Origin of the sequence: Pseudarthrobacter sp. AB1, assembly GCF_014926485.1 — a bacterium.
In the GTDB taxonomy this organism is placed as follows: domain Bacteria; phylum Actinomycetota; class Actinomycetes; order Actinomycetales; family Micrococcaceae; genus Arthrobacter.
Map to the genome: position 1 here is coordinate 16,527 of NZ_PZKO01000019.1, position 18,866 is coordinate 35,392.

18 protein-coding genes, 1 tRNA gene and 1 other RNA gene are annotated in these 18,866 nt (G+C 64.9%); 12 read left to right on the plus strand and 8 right to left on the minus strand.

The window, feature by feature from the left end; translation table 11 throughout:
- The first annotated feature begins 144 nt into the window (after positions 1-144).
- The 5 genes from DAD99_RS05815 to DAD99_RS05835 are packed head-to-tail and all read left to right on the plus strand — an operon-like array spanning position 145 to position 4,808.
- Positions 145-903: a sugar phosphate isomerase/epimerase gene (locus tag DAD99_RS05815; RefSeq protein ID WP_193340739.1), complete on the plus strand. Its 759-nt coding sequence runs from the start codon at positions 145-147 to the stop codon at positions 901-903.
- Positions 900-2,021: a Gfo/Idh/MocA family protein gene (locus DAD99_RS05820; protein ID WP_193340740.1), complete on the plus strand. Its 1,122-nt coding sequence runs from the start codon at positions 900-902 to the stop codon at positions 2,019-2,021. Before DAD99_RS05815 ends, DAD99_RS05820 begins: the two co-directional genes overlap by 4 nt.
- 10 nt (positions 2,022-2,031) lie before the next feature.
- Positions 2,032-3,249: a Gfo/Idh/MocA family protein gene (locus DAD99_RS05825; protein WP_227007719.1), complete on the plus strand. Its 1,218-nt coding sequence runs from the start codon at positions 2,032-2,034 to the stop codon at positions 3,247-3,249.
- Position 3,250: 1 nt separating this feature from the next.
- Positions 3,251-4,252: a sugar phosphate isomerase/epimerase gene (locus DAD99_RS05830; protein WP_193340741.1), complete on the plus strand. Its 1,002-nt coding sequence runs from the start codon at positions 3,251-3,253 to the stop codon at positions 4,250-4,252.
- A gap of 22 nt (positions 4,253-4,274) precedes the next feature.
- The gene (locus DAD99_RS05835) at positions 4,275-4,808 is read left to right on the plus strand and encodes a GNAT family N-acetyltransferase (RefSeq protein WP_193340742.1); all 534 of its coding nucleotides are present in this window, start codon (positions 4,275-4,277) and stop codon (positions 4,806-4,808) included.
- 22 nt (positions 4,809-4,830) lie between these two features.
- On the opposite strand, the gene DAD99_RS05840 is transcribed toward DAD99_RS05835, so the two are convergent.
- Together DAD99_RS05840 and DAD99_RS05845 are read right to left on the minus strand one after the other, a co-directional pair.
- Complete coding sequence (locus DAD99_RS05840; protein WP_185262470.1) at positions 4,831-6,978, minus strand: amylo-alpha-1,6-glucosidase; 2,148 nt, start codon at positions 6,976-6,978, stop codon at positions 4,831-4,833.
- 15 nt (positions 6,979-6,993) lie between these two features.
- Positions 6,994-8,112, minus strand: a complete 1,119-nt coding sequence (locus tag DAD99_RS05845; protein WP_193340743.1) for a glycosyltransferase family 4 protein — start codon at positions 8,110-8,112, stop codon at positions 6,994-6,996.
- 183 nt (positions 8,113-8,295) lie between these two features.
- Between DAD99_RS05845 and DAD99_RS05850 the strand changes: the two genes are divergently transcribed.
- Positions 8,296-9,003: a DsbA family oxidoreductase gene (locus DAD99_RS05850; protein ID WP_193340744.1), complete on the plus strand. Its 708-nt coding sequence runs from the start codon at positions 8,296-8,298 to the stop codon at positions 9,001-9,003.
- Between the two features lie 65 nt (positions 9,004-9,068).
- A complete protein-coding gene (locus DAD99_RS05855; protein WP_185262467.1) occupies positions 9,069-9,710 on the plus strand; it encodes a TetR/AcrR family transcriptional regulator in 642 nt (213 codons plus the stop codon).
- A gap of 77 nt (positions 9,711-9,787) precedes the next feature.
- Here DAD99_RS05855 and DAD99_RS05860 read toward each other — a convergent pair whose 3' ends face one another.
- Positions 9,788-10,453: a LytR C-terminal domain-containing protein gene (locus DAD99_RS05860; protein ID WP_193340745.1), complete on the minus strand. Its 666-nt coding sequence runs from the start codon at positions 10,451-10,453 to the stop codon at positions 9,788-9,790.
- Positions 10,446-10,745, minus strand: a complete 300-nt coding sequence (locus tag DAD99_RS05865; RefSeq protein WP_181577293.1) for a type II toxin-antitoxin system VapB family antitoxin — start codon at positions 10,743-10,745, stop codon at positions 10,446-10,448. Before DAD99_RS05865 ends, DAD99_RS05860 begins: the two co-directional genes overlap by 8 nt.
- Before the next feature lie 139 nt (positions 10,746-10,884).
- Between DAD99_RS05865 and DAD99_RS05870 the strand changes: the two genes are divergently transcribed.
- Both DAD99_RS05870 and DAD99_RS05875 read left to right on the plus strand, forming a co-directional pair.
- Complete coding sequence (locus DAD99_RS05870; RefSeq protein ID WP_185262465.1) at positions 10,885-11,814, plus strand: hypothetical protein; 930 nt, start codon at positions 10,885-10,887, stop codon at positions 11,812-11,814.
- 46 nt (positions 11,815-11,860) lie between these two features.
- The gene (locus tag DAD99_RS05875) at positions 11,861-13,513 is read left to right on the plus strand and encodes a stealth family protein (protein ID WP_193340746.1); all 1,653 of its coding nucleotides are present in this window, start codon (positions 11,861-11,863) and stop codon (positions 13,511-13,513) included.
- 77 nt (positions 13,514-13,590) lie between these two features.
- Here the strand turns inward: DAD99_RS05875 and DAD99_RS05880 are convergent, their stop codons facing one another.
- The 3 genes from DAD99_RS05880 to DAD99_RS05890 all read right to left on the minus strand — a co-directional run bounded on the left by DAD99_RS05880 (position 13,591) and on the right by DAD99_RS05890 (position 16,595).
- The gene (locus tag DAD99_RS05880) at positions 13,591-14,523 is read right to left on the minus strand and encodes a phosphodiesterase (protein WP_193340747.1); all 933 of its coding nucleotides are present in this window, start codon (positions 14,521-14,523) and stop codon (positions 13,591-13,593) included.
- A gap of 122 nt (positions 14,524-14,645) precedes the next feature.
- On the minus strand, positions 14,646-15,173 hold the full coding sequence (locus DAD99_RS05885) for a glutathione peroxidase (RefSeq protein WP_185262463.1): 528 nt from the start codon (positions 15,171-15,173) through the stop codon (positions 14,646-14,648).
- A 153-nt stretch (positions 15,174-15,326) separates the two neighbouring features.
- Entirely contained in the window at positions 15,327-16,595 is a 1,269-nt protein-coding gene (locus DAD99_RS05890; protein ID WP_309233209.1) for a M23 family metallopeptidase, read from the minus strand.
- 163 nt (positions 16,596-16,758) lie between these two features.
- Here DAD99_RS05890 and DAD99_RS05895 point away from each other — a divergent pair, with 163 nt between their 5' ends.
- A complete protein-coding gene (locus tag DAD99_RS05895; protein ID WP_193340748.1) occupies positions 16,759-17,676 on the plus strand; it encodes an oxygenase MpaB family protein in 918 nt (305 codons plus the stop codon).
- A gap of 129 nt (positions 17,677-17,805) precedes the next feature.
- On the opposite strand, the gene DAD99_RS05900 is transcribed toward DAD99_RS05895, so the two are convergent.
- Positions 17,806-17,893, minus strand: a tRNA-Ser gene (locus DAD99_RS05900).
- Between the two features lie 311 nt (positions 17,894-18,204).
- On the opposite strand from DAD99_RS05900, the gene DAD99_RS05905 reads away from it, so the two are divergent.
- Both DAD99_RS05905 and ffs read left to right on the plus strand, forming a co-directional pair.
- Positions 18,205-18,531: a hypothetical protein gene (locus DAD99_RS05905; protein ID WP_193340749.1), complete on the plus strand. Its 327-nt coding sequence runs from the start codon at positions 18,205-18,207 to the stop codon at positions 18,529-18,531.
- Between the two features lie 190 nt (positions 18,532-18,721).
- An RNA gene (gene ffs / locus DAD99_RS05910) (signal recognition particle sRNA small type) lies at positions 18,722-18,818 on the plus strand.
- Positions 18,819-18,866 lie beyond the last annotated feature (48 nt).

Here is an 18,866-nt window from a genome sequence, read left to right on the forward strand (position 1 = left end):
CTGTCACGCGAAATAAAGAATATCGACATCCGGGCAACTTTTGCTTGACCATCGGCAAAAGTCATTCTAGCTTTAGTGGAGGTGGCATCGCCTCAGTACGGCAGCACTCAGTCAACGTGGATTCGTCTGCAATCAGGAGAACCAATGAACTACTCGATCCAGCTCTACACACTCCGGGACCAGATCCAGGCGGACCTTTCCGGCACCATCCGCAAGGTCGCCGAGATCGGCTTCACGAAGGTTGAGCCGTACAACTTTGTAGCAACTGCCCAGGAGCTCGGAGCTGCGCTGAGGGAGAACGGCCTGACGGCGCCGTCCGGGCACGCACCGCTGCTGAGCCAGGACCAGGACGAAATTTTTGCCGCGGCCAAGGAGTTGGGCATCACCACCGTCATCGACCCCTACCTTCCAGCCGAGCACTGGCAGTCCGCCGAAGGCATCCATGCCACGGCCACGAAGCTCAACGCAGCAGCCAAAAAGGGCGCCGAGCACGGCATCCGCGTGGGTTACCACAACCACGCGTGGGAACTTGAATCAACCATCGAGGGCCGCACCGCGCTGGAGTACTTCGCTGACCTTTTGGACCCCGACGTTGTCCTCGAAGTGGACACCTACTGGGTTGCCGTGGGCGGCCAGGATCCCGTGGCGGTGCTGGAACGCCTGGGCGATCGGGTGAAGTTCATCCACATCAAGGACGGACCGCTGAACACCGACACCAAGGCGCAACAGCCGGCGGGTCAGGGCAAGGTCGCCGTGCTGGACGTCATCGCCGCCGCAAAATCCCTGGAAGTGGGCGTGGTGGAGTTCGATGACTACGCCGGGAACATCTTCGAAGGCATCGCCGAGAGCCTCGCTTACCTCAATGCCGCACAGGGCAACGGCACGGCCGGAGCACGCGCATGAGCCACGCAGCATCGACCCGCCGCGGCCCGGTGGGCGTCGCCGTCATCGGCGCAGGCAACATCTCCAAGGCATACCTGGACAACCTCACTGTCTTCCCGGACCTGAAAGTCCTCGTCATCGCAGACCTCTTCGAAGAGGCCGCCGAGGCCCGTGCCAAGGAATACGGCATCGCCGAGTGGGGCGGCGTGGACGCGGCGCTGAACCATCCCGACGTCGAAATCATCGTGAACCTGACCATCCCCGCGGCGCACGTGGAAGTGGCCACCGCCGCCGTCAATGCCGGCAAGCACGTCTGGACCGAGAAGCCCTTCTCCCTGGACCGCGCGTCCGGGCTCGGCCTGCTCAAAACAGCCGACGCCGCCGGGATCCGCCTCGGCTGCGCCCCGGACACCTTCCTGGGCGCCGGGCTGCAGACCGCCTTGCGGCTCATCGAACGCGGCGACATCGGCACGCCATTGACCGCCATGACCACATTCCAGACCCCCGGTCCGGAATCCTGGCACCCCAACCCGGCTTTCCTTTTCCAGCACGGCGCTGGCCCGCTCTTCGACATGGGCCCGTACTACCTCACCACCCTGATCCAGGCATTCGGCTCCATCCGCAAGGTGGCCGCCGTCGGCTCCAAAGCCAAGGAAGTCAGGGTTATTGGTTCAGGGCCCAAAGCCGGCGAGGAATTCACCGTCGAGGTGCCCACGCATGTGTCCGCCATGGCGCAGTTCGAGGGCGGGGCGTCCTCGCATAGCGTCTTCTCCTTCGAGTCCCCCCGCGTGCGGATGGGCTTCGTGGAAATCACTGGCACGGAGGCCACACTGTCCCTGCCGGACCCCAACAATTTCGACGGCGACATCCGGCTCTGGCGCGCCGGTGACGAGGACTGGACCACCGTCCCGGCCACGGGACCCGCCAACGGCCGTGGCATGGGCGTCCTGGACATGGCGCGCTCCATCCGTGCCGGGGTGCCGCACCGCGCCACCGGCGACCTGGCCTACCATGTCCTGGATTCCATGGTCTCAATCACCGAATCCATGGAATCCGGAACTTTCGTGGACGTCGAAAGCTCTGCTCCGGCATCCCCAGCCCTCCCTGAGGACTGGGCGCCGGAAGCCGCTACCCTCTAGGAACCCCACCATGACCTCACACAAACCAGCGAACAATCCGCGCCCGGAACTCAAAAAACTGGGTGTGGCGATGATCGGTTATGCGTTCATGGGCAAAGCCCATTCGAACGCGTGGCGGAACGTCGCCAGCTTTTTCGATGTCCCGGCGTTTGAGCAGAAAGTCCTGGTGGGCCGGGACGCCGCCGGGGTTGCCGAGGCCGCCGGGAAGTACGGCTGGACTGAAACATCCACAGACTGGCGGACGGTCATCGAACGCGATGACATCGACATCGTTGACATTTGCGCCCCGGGCTGGATGCACGCCGAGATCGCGATGGCTGCCCTTGAGGCAGGCAAACATGTCCTGGTGGAGAAGCCGCTCGCCAATACCCTTGCCGAAGCCGAGGCCATGGCAGCGGCCGCCCAGGCAGCACGGGCCCAGGGCGTGCAGTCGATGATCGGCTTCAATTACCGGCGGGTACCCGCGCTGGCCCTCGCGAAGGAACTCATCGCGGAAGGCCGGGTGGGCACCGTCCGGCACGTCCGCGCCGCCTATCTGCAGGACTGGCTCTCAGACGCCGAAGCACCCATGACGTGGCGGCTTAAGAAGGAGACAGCGGGCTCGGGGGCGCTCGGGGACATCGCTTCCCACGCGATCGACCAGGTGCTGTTCCTGCTCGGGGACCAGGTCACCGAAGTGTCCGGCCGGACCCACACGTTCACCACGCACCGTCCAGGAGCGGCCGGTCAGGAGGAAGTAACGGTCGACGACGCCGCCTGGGCCACGCTGACGCTCGCTTCAGGGGCAATCGCCTCGGTGGAAGTATCCAGGGTGGCCACCGGCCAGAAGAACTCCCTCAAGCTGGAAATCTATGGCGACAAAGGCGCCATCCTTTTCGATCTGGAGAACCTCAACGAACTGGGCTTCCTGGACGCCACCGTGCCTGCCCGTGAGCAGGGCTTCCGCCGGATCCTGGTCAGCGAGCCCGAGCACCCGTACGTTGACGCGTGGTGGCCGCAGGGCCACATCATCGGCTGGGAGCACACCTTCACCCACGAAATCCGCGACTTCCTGACCGCCATCAGCACCGGAACCCCGCCCTCGCCGTCGTTCGAGGACGGCCTCACCGTCCAGCGGATCCTGAACGCCATTGAAGAGTCCGCCGCCGCGAAAAGTTCCATCATCCAACTGGCCAGCGCCCCGGCCGGCACGCCGACAGCCCTGACCGCTGCTTCTGAAGGAGCCTGACATGTCCCGCCCGTATACCCTGTTCACCGGCCAGTGGGCCGACCTCCCGTTCGAGGAAGTCGCCAAGCTGGCATCCGGCTGGGGCTACGACGGCCTGGAAATCGCCGTCTCCGGGGACCACCTGGACGCCTGGCGCTGGGACGAACCCGGCTATGTCGAAGCCAAGCTCGCCGTGCTGGAAAAGTACAACCTGAAGGTCTGGGCCATCTCCAACCACCTCAAAGGCCAGGCCGTGTGCGATGACCCCATCGACTTCCGGCACGAAGCGATCGTGGGCGCGAAGGTCTGGGGCGACGGCGATCCCGAGGGCGTCCGCCAACGCGCCGCCGAGGAAATGAAACACACCGCCCGGCTGGCCAAGGCCCTCGGTGTGGACACCGTCGTCGGATTTACCGGCTCCTCCATCTGGCAGTACGTGGCCATGTTCCCGCCCGTGCCCGCCGGAGTGATCGAGGCCGGCTACCAGGACTTCGCGGACCGCTGGAACCCCATCCTGGACGTCTTCGACGAATGCGGCGTCCGCTTCGCCCACGAAGTCCACCCCTCCGAGATCGCCTACGACTACTGGACCACCGTGCGCACCCTCGAAGCGATCGGCCACCGTAAAGCGTTCGGCCTGAACTGGGACCCGTCCCACTTCATGTGGCAGGGCATCGACCCCGTCTCCTTCATCTGGGACTTCAAGGACCGGATCTACCACGTGGACTGCAAGGACACCAAGCTCCGCCCCACCGGCCGGAACACCGTCCTGGGCTCCCACCTACCCTGGGGCGACCCCCGCCGCGGCTGGGACTTCGTCTCCGCCGGCCGCGGCGACGTCCCTTGGGAATCCTCCTTCCGCGCCCTCGCCGCCATCGGCTACAACGGCCCCATCTCCATCGAATGGGAAGACGCCGGCATGGACCGCCTCCACGGCGCCCCCGAAGCCCTCGCAGCACTGAAAAAGTACGACTTCCCGCCGTCGAACACCTCCTTCGACGCCGCCTTCAGCACCAAGGACTAGGAGGCGCACGTAGAATCCCTGCATGACCCACACGATCCGAAAGGCCATAACGGACGACGCCGGCCCGCTCGCCGGACTGGCGGCAGTCACCTTCCCGCTGGCCTGCCCGCCCTCGTCGTCACCGGAGGACATTGCCGCTCATGTGGCCAACACGCTCAGCGAACGGCACTTCCGGGAGTACCTGGCGGACGCTGATGTCACCATCGTGGTCATCGACGCCGACGTCGCGCTCCACGGCTACAGCCTGCTCGTGAACCGGCCGGCGGAGGACGCGGATGTGGCATCGGCGCTGAAGGTCCTGCCCTCCCTGGAGCTCAGCAAATGCTACGTCCACCCCGACCATCACGGCCTGGGCGCCGCCGCTGAACTGATGCACGCCAGCCTCCTTGCGGCGGCAGAGGCGGGCGCGGCCGGGGTGTGGCTGGGCGTGAACAGCCAGAACGCGCGGGCCATCCGTTTCTATGAAAAGTGCGGCTTCCGCAAGGTGGGCAGCAAGTCCTTCCGGCTGGGGAGCACCGTGGAGCATGACTTCGTCTTGGAGCGTGCCGTACCCTAAGCGTCCCCCGGGAAACCTGCCGCTAGTCGCCGGCCCGTCCGCCCAGGCGTTCGTCGAGGGGCGGACGCGGTTCCTTCAGCAGCTTCAGCCGCGCTGGGAGGCCGTCGATGCGGCCCTCCCTCCCGCGCGCGCTGATGGCCACACGCGAAGTCCCCAGCAGGACGTTCTCGGCCCTGAAGTCCCCGATTTCCTCCGGGAGGATCGGTGCCAGATGGACCACGTTGCGCGTGAAGTCCGGATCGAAGCGCAGCAGGATCCGGGCAAGTTGAATGGGAGCTGCAGCGGCCCAGGCCTGGGGCGAGCATGCCGTGGGGTACGGGACGGGGCCGTGGAAGTCGGACCGATCAAACCCGCAGAACAGCTCCGGCAACCGGCCGTCGAAGTGTTCGGCGGCGTCCAGGATCCCGCTGGCGATTTCCATGGCCTCATCAACAAATCCATAGCGCATCAGCCCTGTGGCCACGATCGCCGTATCGTGCGGCCACACCGATCCGTTGTGATAGCTGACGGGGTTGTAGGCGCCCATGTCCGAAGCCAGCGTGCGGATCCCCCAGCCGCTGAACAGTTCGGGGGACATCAGGCGCTCCGCCACTGCCGGGGCCTTTTCCTCGTCAACGATGCCCACCCACAGGCAGTGGCCCATGTTTGAAGTACATGCGTCAACGGGGGTCTTGTCCTTGTCCAGCGCGATGGCGAAGTAGCCCTTGTCCGGCAGCCAGAACTTCTCGTTGAAAGCCTCCTTCAGGGCAATTGCCCGATCGGCCCAGTGGCGCTCTGTTTCAGCATCCCCGGCCCAGCGGGCCAGCAGGGATCGTCCCACATAGGCGGCGTAGACGTAGCCCTGGACCTCGCACAGGGCAGTGGGCGGTTCGGCGATCCGCCCGTCGGCAAAGTTGATCCCGTCCCAGGAGTCCTTCCAGCCCTGGTTGATGAGACCGTGCTGGTTGGGGCGAAGGTATTCCACAAAGCCATCGCCGTCGCGGTCGCCGTACGTTTCAATCCAGTCAAGGGCACGGTCGGCATGGGGAATCAGCGAATCGATGATGTCTTCCGCCAGTCCCCAGCGGCTCAGCTCTCCCAAGAGGCTGACAAAGAGCGGGGTGGCGTCCACGGTGCCGTAATAGGCGGATCCGCCCAGGGACAGCCCGGCCGTCACGCCCAGCCGAACCTCGTGCGGGATGCGGCCTGGCTCTTCCTCGGATTCCGGATCCACCTTCGTGCCCTGAAGGGTTGCCAGCGTCTGCAGCGTTCCGGCCGCCAACGTGGGATCAACAAGCAGGGACATGTAGGAGGACAGCAGCGAATCCCGGCCAAAGAGTGCCATGAACCAGGGCGCCCCCGCGGCCACGGCCGCACGGTCCGGGTGCTCGGCGTCGAAAATCCGCAGGGACCCCAGGTCGCTTTGGCTGCGGCGCAGGGTGGCCTCGATCTTGCCGTCCGCGGCGCTGATGCGGGGAATATGTTCTTCCCATGCCAAGTGCCGCTGAACGCCGACGCGTCCGCGCGGTTGCCCCTCTTCCGTGAACGGCGCCGCGGGTCCCACACCGTTGACGAGCGGGACCACAATCACGCTGGTGGACCACTCGCCGCGCGCCGGAATGGTCGCGTGGAAGCGAAGCATCCCGGTGGAGATTTCGGCGCCGGCGGCGCGGATGGCGGAGCCGCGCTGCTGGCCGTTACGGAGGGCCTCGATCAGCAGCCCTCCGTCGCTGACCGTTCGGCTCACCCGCCCGCCCTGCGGAATCCGCCCGCCCTTGACGTCGAAGAGGTCGGCCTGGTCGGCGTCAACCAACAGTTCGATATCGCACTCCACGGCTTCGGCGGAATAGTTTTCGAGGGTGATGTCATCCTGCAGGCCGGGTCCGATATGACGGACCTGGCGGACCACCAGGGGACTGTCGAACCTGCCGCCGGGCCACTGGGCGCGGCCCACGAACGTGGCCTCGTAGGAATTCGGCCGTTGAGCCACCAGTGGCTCGCGGAGCGCGCCGTTGATGCGCAGCATCCACCGGGACACAATCCGGGTGTCCCGGTAAAACGCGCCGTTCGTTTCACCGTCGGAACTGATGTCGCCGCTCCGGGTGGAGATACAGAAGGAAGACCCTTCCACCACCGTTATGGCCTCAGCCCCGCCAACATCAGCCTCGGTGTCGGCATTCCATGCAGTCATGGATGTTCTCCTCCCTCATGACCGCCCGCTGGAGATCGGGCCCGGTTCCGGCGCCCGGATAAGTGCTTTCCCTGTCTGATTCTGGCCTACATGGGAAGCATCCGGAACCCCGGAAAGCTGACTCGTTTCCAGCAGTTTTGCATAGAGGTCCAGGTGGCTGCCCACCATCCTTTCGGTGCTGAACAGATTGAGGGCCCGGTCCCGGCAGTGTGCCCTGTCCAGCCCTGAGGCGAGGGGAAGCAGGGTGTGCAGTTGATCCGTCGGCCCCAGGTAACCTGTCCTTCCATGGTCCACAATCTCCGGTGCGGATCCGATCGGCGTTCCCACCACTGGAGTGCCTGTTGAGAGGGATTCAATCATCACCAGCCCAAACGGCTCGGACCATTGGATGGGATTCAGGAACGCCATCGCTTCGCCCATAAGCTGATACTTGTCCGCGTCCCCCACTTCGCCCAGGAAATCCTCGTTGGAGCCCAGGAGCGGCTCGATGACGGAGCGGAAATACTCGATCTCGTCAGGCGCGCGCATCTTGGCCGCAATACGCAGCGGAATTCCGGCCCTGCGGGCGATATGGATGGCTTCAAGGATCCCTTTGTCCGGGCAAATCCTGCCGACAAAACAGGCGTAGCCGCCTTTCCCTGAACCGATCGGTACGGCAGCGACGTCCATTCCGTGATGAATCACGCGTGTTATCGGGACATCGGGCATGCTGGAGGCCTGGTCACGTGAGATCCCGACGATGGCCGTGTCGGTGGCCATGGCCCGGTATAAATCGGCCGACGCCGGGATGAGGGGGCCGTGAATGGTGGTCACCACGGGGGCGTTGCACTTCCGCCGGGCCATCAGTGGCCCGGCCAGGGTGTGGTCGTGGATGATGTCCGCGTTGCCCAGGCCTTCATAGGCCCTGACGACATGGCTGAGCTCAGACAGCGTGAACCCCAGTTCAGCAGGTCTTGAAGGCCTCATGCCTGGTACCAGGGATGCCGGACACGTGCTGTCCGAAGCCGCGGCCAACAACACCTCGTGCCCGGCCGCGATGAATCCCCGCGCAAGAGAGTCAACAACCCTCTCTATGCCCCCATATCCGATTGGGGGAACCGGAATCCATGGTGCTGCAACAAGTCCTATCCGCATGATTGTCCTCCGCGAGGATCACATGCCACGCCCCCAGACCTGGCGATGGTGTATTCCGAACGGCCTCTGCTTAACCCGTAGTTCCGACTATCGCCCCGCGAGGGCCCCATTTCAAGCCCCTGTGTGACAAATCCGACACTGCCCGCGGGGAATGGGCGCCTGACCTGCACAGTTATGGCAAGCATGAAGATTGAGATCTGGTCAGACGTCGCGTGTCCGTGGTGCTACATCGGCAAGCGCCGGTTCGAGGCCGCCCTGGCCGAGTTCCCGCACCGCGACGCGGTGGAGGTGACGTGGCGCAGCTACCAGCTGGACCCCACCCTCCCCGAGCACTATGACGGCACGGAGCTGAAGTACCTGAGCACGCGAAAGGGCATGGCTCCGGCGCAGGTCTCGCAGATGTTTGAGCACGTCACCGAGCAGGCCAAGGGCGAGGGCCTGGACTACCGGTTCGACCAGGTGGTGGTGGCCAACAGCTTCACCGCACACCGCCTGATCCATCTCGCGGCCGAGCGCGGTCAGCAGGATGTCGCGAAGGAACGCCTGCTGAGCGACCACTTCGAGCACGGCAAGGACATCGGCAGCGCCGAATATCTCACGGCTTTGGGCCAGGAGCTGGGGCTCAGCACCGATGCAGTCGCCGAACTCTTCACCACGGACAAATACGCCGACGATGTCCGTTTTGATTTCGAGGAAGCCCGTGCCCTGGGCATCACGGGCGTGCCGTTCTTCGTGATTGACCGCAAGTTCGGCCTCTCTGGTGCCCAGCCGGCCGAAACGTTCACTGCGGCGCTGCACCAGGCCTGGCAGGAGACAAACCCGCTGGTTCTGGTCAACGCCGCGAACGGCAACGCCGGCGAGGCCTGCGGCCCTGAAGGCTGCGCGGTCTGAACGATCCAGGACTACACAGGGGCCGGACCGAGGAGTTTACTGACACTTCGCGGTAAAGTGTCTGCATGCCCAGGATTTCGGCGGCCAACAATGCCGCGCAACGTGCCGAGACGCAACGCCGGGTCCTGACGGCGTTCGGGGAACTCCTGTTCACCCACGGCCTGCCCGGACTGACCATGACAGACGTCGCCCGGCATGCCGGGGTGGGGCGCACCGCGGTCTATAACTATTACGCAGACATCGAAGAGCTGCTGATCTCCTACGCCCTGGATGAGACCGAGCGGTTCCTGGCCGAGCTGCGTGAGTCACTGAACACTCTCGAGAACCCCGTCGAACGGTTGGCCCTGTACGTGCGCACCCAGGTGGAGGACCTCAGCCGCCGCCACCTCCCGCCCGGACCGGCGATGGCGGCGGTACTGTCGCCGTCGTCCTTTGCCAAACTGGCCGGCCACGTGGGTGAACTCAGCGTTTTGCTGCAGGGCATCCTCCGGGACGGCATGGCGCAGGGGTACCTGCCGCAAGCGGACATCGGCCAGCAGGCTCAGCTCATCCACGGCACACTCTCCTCCAGCGCCGCACGCGGCAGCAACGAGCCCGCCGACCTTGAGGCCCGGGTCGCCCGCACCGTGCGGTTCATCCAACTGGGCGCCGGAGCAAGGTTCGACCACGACGGCGCACCCCTGCGCGTCAGCCTCCCCTTGCCGTAAACCCCTGGGTTGCTCTAACACCTACGGTCGTCATCCGCCTTGTTTAGCGACCAGCGTGATAGAGCAACGGCAACAGGTCACGGGCCGGCCGTCGGAATAACCGGCCACTTGGCATCGTCGGCGATCCTTCGGCTTTCACGCGGGCAGCTGAGCTTCCCCGGCGTCTGGTCCACGCGGTCCGCGGCGGCGAGCTCCCGGTAGTCGCTGGCAAGTATGACGTCGACACTGGCGTCCGTCCGGCCATCCTGGAAGTAGTCGGAGCCCGGCAGGTTCCGCTGGACGCTGAAGGCGGCAGACTGCCCGGCAGCCCCGGACACCACCGCAGCCACGCCGCGGAAGCCGGCCTCCGTGTTGGCCACGGCCCCCACCACAAATTTCCGGACCAGCAGCTCATCCGCCACGGAGCGGGCCAGCCCGGGACGGCTGGTGGAGTTGTAGACGTTGAGGTTGATTTTATCGTTGGGAGTGTAGTCAAAGGTGGCCCCGGGACAGGTGGCCCGGGGCTCATCGCTGCCCGCCGTCGTCGGAAGCTTAAGATGCCCGTTCATGATGGCCAGCGCAACGATGATGGCGCCGGTAATGAGGCCCAGCAGCAACACCAGGACCACTCCATGCACCACTCGGCGTCGCAGCCGCCCCGGATTGTCGGGGTCGCCGGCAGCTTCAAAGGTGGCCCGCAGTTCGGGGCCGGTGACTACGTGGTGCCCGTGCAGGACGCTGGCGTCCCTGGGCTTCCTAGCCATCTATGACCAGCACGCGGGCGTGGATGGCGGTCCGCTGGTGCAGGGCTGTCCGGACGGCGCGGTGCAGGCCGTCCTCCAGGTACAGGATTCCCTGGTACTGCACCACGTGGGGAAAGAGGTCGCCGAAAAAGGTGGAATCTTCAGCCAGGAGCGCTTCCAGGTCCAGCGTCCGCTTGGTGGTCACCAGTTCGTCCAGACGGACAGGGCGCGGCGGCAGCGATGCCCACTGTTTGGGCGTGTTGAAACCATGATCGGGATACGGGCGTCCCTCGCCTACAGCTTTGAATATCACCATGCCACCCTAGGCAGCTTGGCGCCCCAAGAGAAGTGTCCGGCCCGCAGCATCCCAAGGTTGTAGCCAAACTGTCACATGCAGCGGACATTGCACCGCCGGCGCAGGACCGGGGGCCTCCGGCTGACACAATGGAGCCATGACTGCACCCGAATTTCCTGCCGGCACCACGCCCGGCGTCCGCCTGCCGTCCACCCCTCCCCTGGCCCTCCTGCTCGACGTCGACGGACCCGTGGCCAGCCCCGTGACCCGCGACGTGAAACCGGGCATCATTGCCGATCTCGTGGCGCTGGCCAGCGCCGGGATTCCAGTTGTTTTCAATACCGGCCGCTCCGATGCCTTCATCCGGGAGCAGGTCATGGCACCGATGATCGCCGCCGGTATTCCCGCTGGGACGGTCATCCACGCCATTTGCGAGAAGGGCGCCGTGTGGTTCAGCTACACCGCTGCCGGGCCCGGCCCCATCCACGTTGATCACGACCTTGCCATGCCCAAAGCTTACGGCGATGACATCCGCCGGCTCGTGGCCGAGGACTACGCCAAGCACATGTTTTTTGACGAGACGAAGCGCGCCATGGTGTCCGTTGAGCAGCACATCGAGGTGCCCTCCGCCGATTACCTGGCCGAGCAGAAGCTTTTCGACTCCGATGCCATGGACCTGATGATCCGCCACGGCATGGGCGTGGTCCGGCTGGAGCACCACGCACCGAATTCCGACGACGATGTGGACTACCGCGTCGATCCCACCATCATTTCCACCGATATTGAGTCGGTGCGGCTGGGCAAGGACCTCGGCGCCAGCCGCGCGGTGGAGTTGCTGGCAGCGCAGGGCATCACGCCGCAGGCCTGGCGGACCGTGGGTGATTCCCGCACGGACTACGCGATGGCGGACTGGCTGCACCATAATGACCATTCCGTGAAGCACGTTGATGTCCGCCCGGCGGACGGCGTTCCGGTCAAACCCTATGACGTGTTGACGGCCACCGATCTGGGGCTCGGGGAAGATGTCATTCACGACGACGCCGGCGGAGCTTTCCTGCGCAGCTGGCGGGAGGCAATGGCCAGCTGAGCACGTTCCCGGCTGGCGGCGCCCGTTTGGGGCCTGCCATTTTGGGGTGTCGCGCTATTATTCAGGTAAGAACGCTTACCATTTACCCGCGACGGAGACAACCATTACAGAAGCACCTGTCCAGGACGAGATCTACTACGGCGGCCAGGCGTCCGTAGAACCGCGCACCCACGCCGAGGTGACATCTCCGGCGGCTGAGGCGCGGCTCAAACACCGGCCTGACGTGGTCCGACACAAGGGCAGGTATGCCCTGATCAACCACAACCGGACGCCGTTCCAGGCCATGGTTGAGGACCTGTTGTTCCTGCGTGGTGTCCTCGCGGGCGAAAGCCTGGACTACCTGCTGGTCCGGGGCAACAACGACCGTCCGGTCATCGCCCTGGACTGGAAGGACCGCAAGAAGCTGCGGGCAGCCTTGGTGGAGGCCTGCCGCAACGAGCCCGTCTACTCCATGACCGTGGACGCGAAAAAGAAATCCTCCGTGCTGGTGGCCGACGGGGACCTATCCCCCAACCGCCAGGCCCGCATCTTCCGCCTCTACCGTCCACGGGTTGAGCCCGACGGCGGTTTCGAGTTCGGTTCCTCCGCCGGCGTCCAGATTGAGCTCTGGAGCTTTGAGGGCGACCAGCTGATCCTCCCGATCGAAAACTCCCTGACCCGCCGCACCATGCAGTCCCAGGACGCTGTCCGCGGGACGGTTGAACGGTACGGGCACACCTGGCCCACCATCGAGAACATGTTCGCAGATCACGCCAGCGACATCAGCTTCGACATCGATCTGGTCTTCTCCTGGGTGGACGGCAGCTCGCCCGATTACATCGCGGCCCGCCGCGCCCAGCAGAAGGGTGTGGTTCTCGGCGAAGGCGACGACAACGAAGCCCGCTTCCGGCAGATCAACGAACTCAAATACGCTCTGCGCTCGGTATACATGTTCGCGCCCTGGATCCGCCGCATCTTTATCGCCACGGACTCCCCCGCCCCGGAGTGGCTCGCCGATCACCCGTCGGTGACCATCGTCCGCAGCGAGGAATTTTTCGCCGATCCCACAGTGCTGCCCACGCACAATTCACAGGCCGTTGAATGCCAGCTCCACAACATCGAGGGCCTCTCCGAGCACTTCCTTTACTCGAATGACGACATGTTCTTCGGCCGGCCTGTGGGCCCGGACATGTTCTTCACGCCGGGTGGCGTCACCAAGTTCATCGAGGCCGAGACCCGGATCGGGCTGGGCGATAACGATGCCGAGCGCAGTGGCTTCGAGAACGCCGCCCGAGTCAACCGCAAGCTGCTCTGGAACCGCTTCGGGAGGATCACCACGCGGCACCTCGAGCACACCGCTGCCCCGCTGCGGCGCAGCGTTGTGGCCAGGATGGAGCGTGAGTTCCCGGAGGAGTTCCAGAAGACGGCGGGCAGCAGGTTCCGCGCCGCCGACAACATCTCGGTCACCAATTCCTTCTACCACTACTACGCGCTGCTCACAGGCCGCGCGGTCACCCAAACCGCAGCCAAAGTGCGTTACGTGGACACCACCGCCCGTGCCGGGCTGAACTACCTGCCCAAGCTGCTGGCGAAGCGGAACATGGACTTCTTTTGCCTCAACGACGGCAGCTTCCCCGAGGTCCCGGCGGACGAGCGCGCCGAGATCGTGACCGATTTCCTGGAGAAGTACTATCCCATCAAGGCGCCCTGGGAACACTGAGGTTGGGTGAACCAACGTCGGGCGCTCTGGCGTTGGTCCACAGGCGGTGGGGGCTCATGCCCGGCCGCCGAGCAGGGCTAGACAGCGAAGTTCGGAAGGGATACCTTCCTGACGCCTCCTGCTTTCGCGCTGTCAGGGATGCTGACGCCCGCGGCGGCCAGTCGCTCGGCCGTCATTTCCGAGGTGACATGCTCCCCTACGGTGGCCGCGTTCCCCAGCGGAACCACGGAGTGGACAATGGTGTGCTCATAGACGTGCACCAGGTTGAAGGCCTGCCCGCCGTCCCGGCCGCGGGTACCGCCGACGGCAACGTTGAGGTCCTGGGTGTAGCACGTCGCCGAGGCAACAGAGACAGGAATCCCCGCAAACGTGGCGGTGGTCGAGTAGTGCAGATGCCCGGCAAGAATGGTCCGGACGTCGGAGTTGCGGACCACCGAAGCCAGGCTGGCCTGATCCCGCAGTTCCACGAGCACTGCAAGGTCCAGGATCGACGGGACCGGCGGATGGTGGAGCGCCAGGATGGTGCCGTCGGGGGCAGGGGTATCCAGCTGGCGGGTAAGCCACCCCAGCTGTGACGGGCTTAGCTCGCCGTGGTGGTAGCCCGGGACCGAGGTGTCCATGGTGATGATGCGCAGGCCATTGATGAAGTAGCTTCGATCCACCGGTGCATCGCTCGCCGGCTCGTCCAGCAGCCCGGTCCGGAAGTTGGCGCGGTTGTCGTGGTTGCCCATCGCCCAGATGACTTGGGCGCCCATGTCTTCGCAGGCGGGATCAACAATTGCCCGGAGCTTTGCGTAGGCTTGGGGGTCGCCTTGGTCGGCGAGGTCGCCCGTGAAGATCACGGCCTCGGGCCGCGCGCCGGAAGCCCTGACTTCGTCGAAAAGCTGAATGAGCTTGGCTTCGCTGTCAACTGTGCCGTAAAGGGCATCCGGACCTCCCAACAGGTGGGGGTCGCTCAGGTGGAGAAGGAAGTGGCGTGGCCCAGGGTGTTCGGCCTCGATGTGCTTCATTGCTGCCTCTGTGGTTGGTGGGAAACGGCGTTTCCCTTCTACCCTTCAGTAACTATTATCCAATCAGACAATTGGCAAACTGTGGGTAAATTGTTGCGGCCAAGTTGGAAAAAACTAAAGAATTAAGGCCTGGAAAGTCCGGTTGTGGGCGCAGGGCCGTCAAATTCGGCCAGTGCCATTTCGATGGCATCGATAACCTCCGCGGAGTCCGGTTCAACGGTGGGCGCGAAGCGTGCCACCACCTCACCCTTGCGGTTGACCAGGAACTTCTCGAAGTTCCATTTCACCAGGCCGGGCAGCACACTGGTTTTGAACCTGGTCAGCTCCGCATAGAGCGGATGCTGATCCCTGCCACGCACGTTGGCCTTGGCCGTCAGCGCGAAGGTGACACCAAAATTCCGCTCGCAGAACTCGGCGATCTCGCTGTCGTTGCCTGGCTCCTGGCCGGCGAATTGGTTGCACGGAACTCCGAGCACGTCGAAGCCACGGTCGCGGAACTTCTCGTACAGCGTCTCCAGGCCCCCGTACTGAGGAGTGAACCCGCACTTTGACGCCACGTTCACCACCATCACCACGTTGCCTTTGAACCGGCCAAAATCGGTTTCGGTGGCGTCGTTGAGGGTGAGGGGAATGGTGTACAGATCTGTCACAGCGCCGTCCTTGAAAGGTTGGTCATGCAGGTGATTCGTTGCCAACCATCAAGGGTACGGGTGCAGTCTGGGAGTTTGCCGTCAGCGTCTCGCAGTGTCGGACCAGGTTTCGGTGTCTGTGGGCGTCGCGCTGGTGCTAGGCCTGAACGGCCGCTACCTGGAGACAGTGGTCGTTGGAGACGGGGATTCGCTCGTCGTCGGAGCAGGCGACGTGCCCGTGGGGGTGGGGGACGTCGTCGTCGGCGTAGCGCTTGAGGTTCCCGTCGGCGATGGCGTCGTCCCGGGCGAGGAAGACGTCGTGGAGGCTGACGCCGACGAACTGGCTGTTTCCGTCGCCGTTTCGGTTGCTGTTGCTGTTGCTGTTGTTGCTGTTGCTGTTGCTGTTGCTGTTGCTGTTGTTGCTGTTGCTGTTGCTGTTGCTGTTGCTGTTGCTGTTGCTGTTGCAGTTTCCGACGCCGTGGGGTCCGGCGACGCGGCTTTAGACGACGTAGCTTCCGACGACGGGCCTTCCGCCAGTGCCGCATCATGCGGTTTCGGCGTGGTCGCCGGTGGTTCCACTGGCGGCGCCTCGGACAGCTCCTCTTCGCCGCCGAGGACGGTGTGGCTGTTGTCCTCGGCGACCGGGATGGCCCAGCGTTGCGCGCCGTCAGCTGCGGGCTTGGCGTCATAGCTGACCATGGCTATGTCCGAGAGCTTGTCCACTTGACGAATAGGGAGGAGTGTCCAGTTCAGCGGGCTGGTGTGCTTGCCGTGGAGGATGGTTTCGAAATGCAGATGGCAGCCCGTGGACCATCCCGTGGTGCCGACCCGGGCAATAATCTGCCCCACCTGCACGGAATCCCCCGCCCGGACGGCGACAGCCTCCAGGTGGTTGTACGTGGTGATCAGCCCGTTGCCGTGGTCTATCTCCACGCGGTTCCCGCCGCCCCAGGGGTGCCAGCCGGCGGCCCTGACCACGCCGGCGTCGGCCGAATAAACCCTGGTGCCGCAGCCTGCAGCGAAGTCCTGGCCCAGGTGGAAGTCGCCGCCCGCACCGGTGATCGGGCTGACCCGAAACCCGAAAGGAGAGCTTGAGACGAGGAGTTCAAGGGGCGCCATGAGGGACCCCTCCGGCGGGCGCCTGAGCCCGGCCGAGGCCACATTGAGCGGAGCGCTCCCGCCCTTGGCGATGGTGCTGACCAGTGTGCGGTTGAACGGAACCAAGGCCCGGCTGTCTGTCAGGAAAGCACCGGCCAGCCCAGGCAGGCCAACGTGCCCGGCACCGACCGGCGCTGCCGGGCGGTGTTCAATGGGGGGCGTTCCAGGGAATCCGACGGCGAAGAGGGACGCGGCAACAACGGCACTGGCGGCCAGGACGCGCACAGCCATGACGCAGCCGCCCGCAGGCGCCTTCGCCCGGCCGGATCCCCAATGATTGCCCACTCGCTACTCCGGGTTGGCCCGCCAGACCCCGGATCCAGACGGACTTTACCATTTCATGGGACCACAAAGCCCCGTGGATGTGAACCCCGCGCAGGTACGGCTGCGGATATTATGTGGATCCGCGTCGAAACATGCCCGCCGGGCTCTGGGAGACAATGGTGGCATGCGAAATTTCCTCAGGGAATGGCAGGGCGAAATCAAGCGGGTATTCACCGGCAGCACGGACGGCCCGCCCGCGTGGGTTCCGCGGCTGGCCGAGGGGGACGACGCCGGCTATCACCTGCCCGGCTCGGCCGTCTGGGCGGTGCACGGCTCCATGACCACCATTGTGGCCGGAGTCCGCGCGCTCCTGATGCAGGCCTTGCATCCGGGAGCGCTGGCGGGAATCCACGAGCACTCCGACTTCCGCGCAGATCCGCTGAGCCGGCTGGCCCGGACCATCCGCTGGATCTTCACTGTCACCTATGGCCCGAAGGCCGCCGCAGACGAGGCTTCCGCCAGGGTCCGTCGCCTGCACGAGCCTGTTCAGGGTAATTACGGTGACGGGCACGGCGGCGCGCGGAGCTACTCGGCCAACGATCCGGAACTCGCCCGCTGGGTCCACATCGCGTTCGTGGACGCCTTCCTCGCGGCCCACAAAATCTGGGGTGCCGCGATCCCCGGCGGACCGGACGCCTATGTGCGCGAGTGGGCCCAGGCCGGGCGGCTGATGGGCATAGGGGATCCACCCCTCAGCGAGGCCGAAATGCGGGAGCAACTGGACCGCTGGTATAACAACGGTGAGCTGGTCGCGGACAGCAGGGTTGCCGAGACCGTCGAGTTCATCCGCAACCCGCCGCTGCACCCGTTGCTGCGTCCTGGCTACCGGATCATCTTCGCCGGCGCCGTCTACAGCCTGGAACCGAAGTACCGCCTGATGCTGGGGCTCCAGGTCCCCCGGCTGGGGCCCTTCCCGCTCCCCGTCAGGCTGGCGACGAAGGCGACTCTCGGTGTCGTACATCTTGCCCTTGGACGCGGGCCTGGACCCAGCGAGCAGGCGGCCCGGAAACGCCTCCGCCGCCTCGGCTATGCGGGCCGCTGACCCGGACAGCTGACCGGAGAAGCTGAGCCGGGAAGCTGGGCTGGGCAGCTGGGCTCCAGTCGCCGGTCAGCGACTGGCTGGAGCAAAGCAAAAAACCCGGCCCTGACGAGGTCAGAACCGGGTTTTTGCTGGCGGAGAATGGGGGATTTGAACCCCCGAGGGCGTTAACCCAACACGCGTTCCAGGCGTGCGCCATAGGCCGCTAGGCGAATTCTCCAGCTGCTTTCGAATCAAAAGCAGATACTAGAATACCTGAACTTTCCGGCATCGCCCAATTGGCCCTTCGGGCTATTACCGCGGGCGCGCAACCCGGACCCCATCTGGCTGCTTAACGTAAAAATGGACGCCCCCAATGCGCCCATTCCTCCGATACGCCGTTGAGCTGCCGGGTCCGGCCCTCCAGCCAGGCCCCGCAGCTCACAATCTTGAGATTGCCCCAATCGGTGTACATATCCATGATCGGCCCTATCCGCCGGATAAGCAATGGAATTGCTGCCGGCAAGCCTGCCTTCTTGGCAGGATGAGGCCATGACACAGCTGCACGCCCTGGTGGTTTACGTTCCGGATACCCACACGGAGGCGCTGCTCGCGGCAATCGGCGGCGCCGGCGCGGGCAAGATCGGGAACTATTCCCACTGCGCCTTCACGTCCTCCGGTACCGGGCGCTTCACTCCGTTGCCTGGCGCCGAGCCGCTCATCGGAGCCGTGGGTGCGGGCGAGCGCGTGCCGGAAACCCGTGTGGAGTGCGTTGTGGAAGAAGAGATGCTCGACGCCGTGGTGCCGGCCCTCCGCGCGGCGCACCCGTACGAGGAACCGGCATTCATGACCTGGCCGGTTGACGGCTGGCGACGCTAGCTGGATTGCCTGCAGGCCTTGCACCGCTTTCGCGGTCCTGGCCCGCTTGAGCGGGGCGGGCCCGCAACGCTCAAGCGGGCTTGGGAAGCTCATCGAGAGATTCGCGCCGCGAGGTGGCACCCCAAAGGGGGCTTTGGCCGGCCGCTGCCCGGGCCGTCCAGACCTTCTCGAATCTTCGGGTAAACTTGTCTGCGGCCCCTCATGTGGCGTCATCCTGTTGAACTCCCCCAGGACCGGAAGGTAGCAAGGGTAAGCGGGCTCTGGCGGGTGCATGGGGGGTCTTTACTATTCCCCCACAGGGCGGCAGAATGTCAGCCCGGATTGGTAGGGTCTTC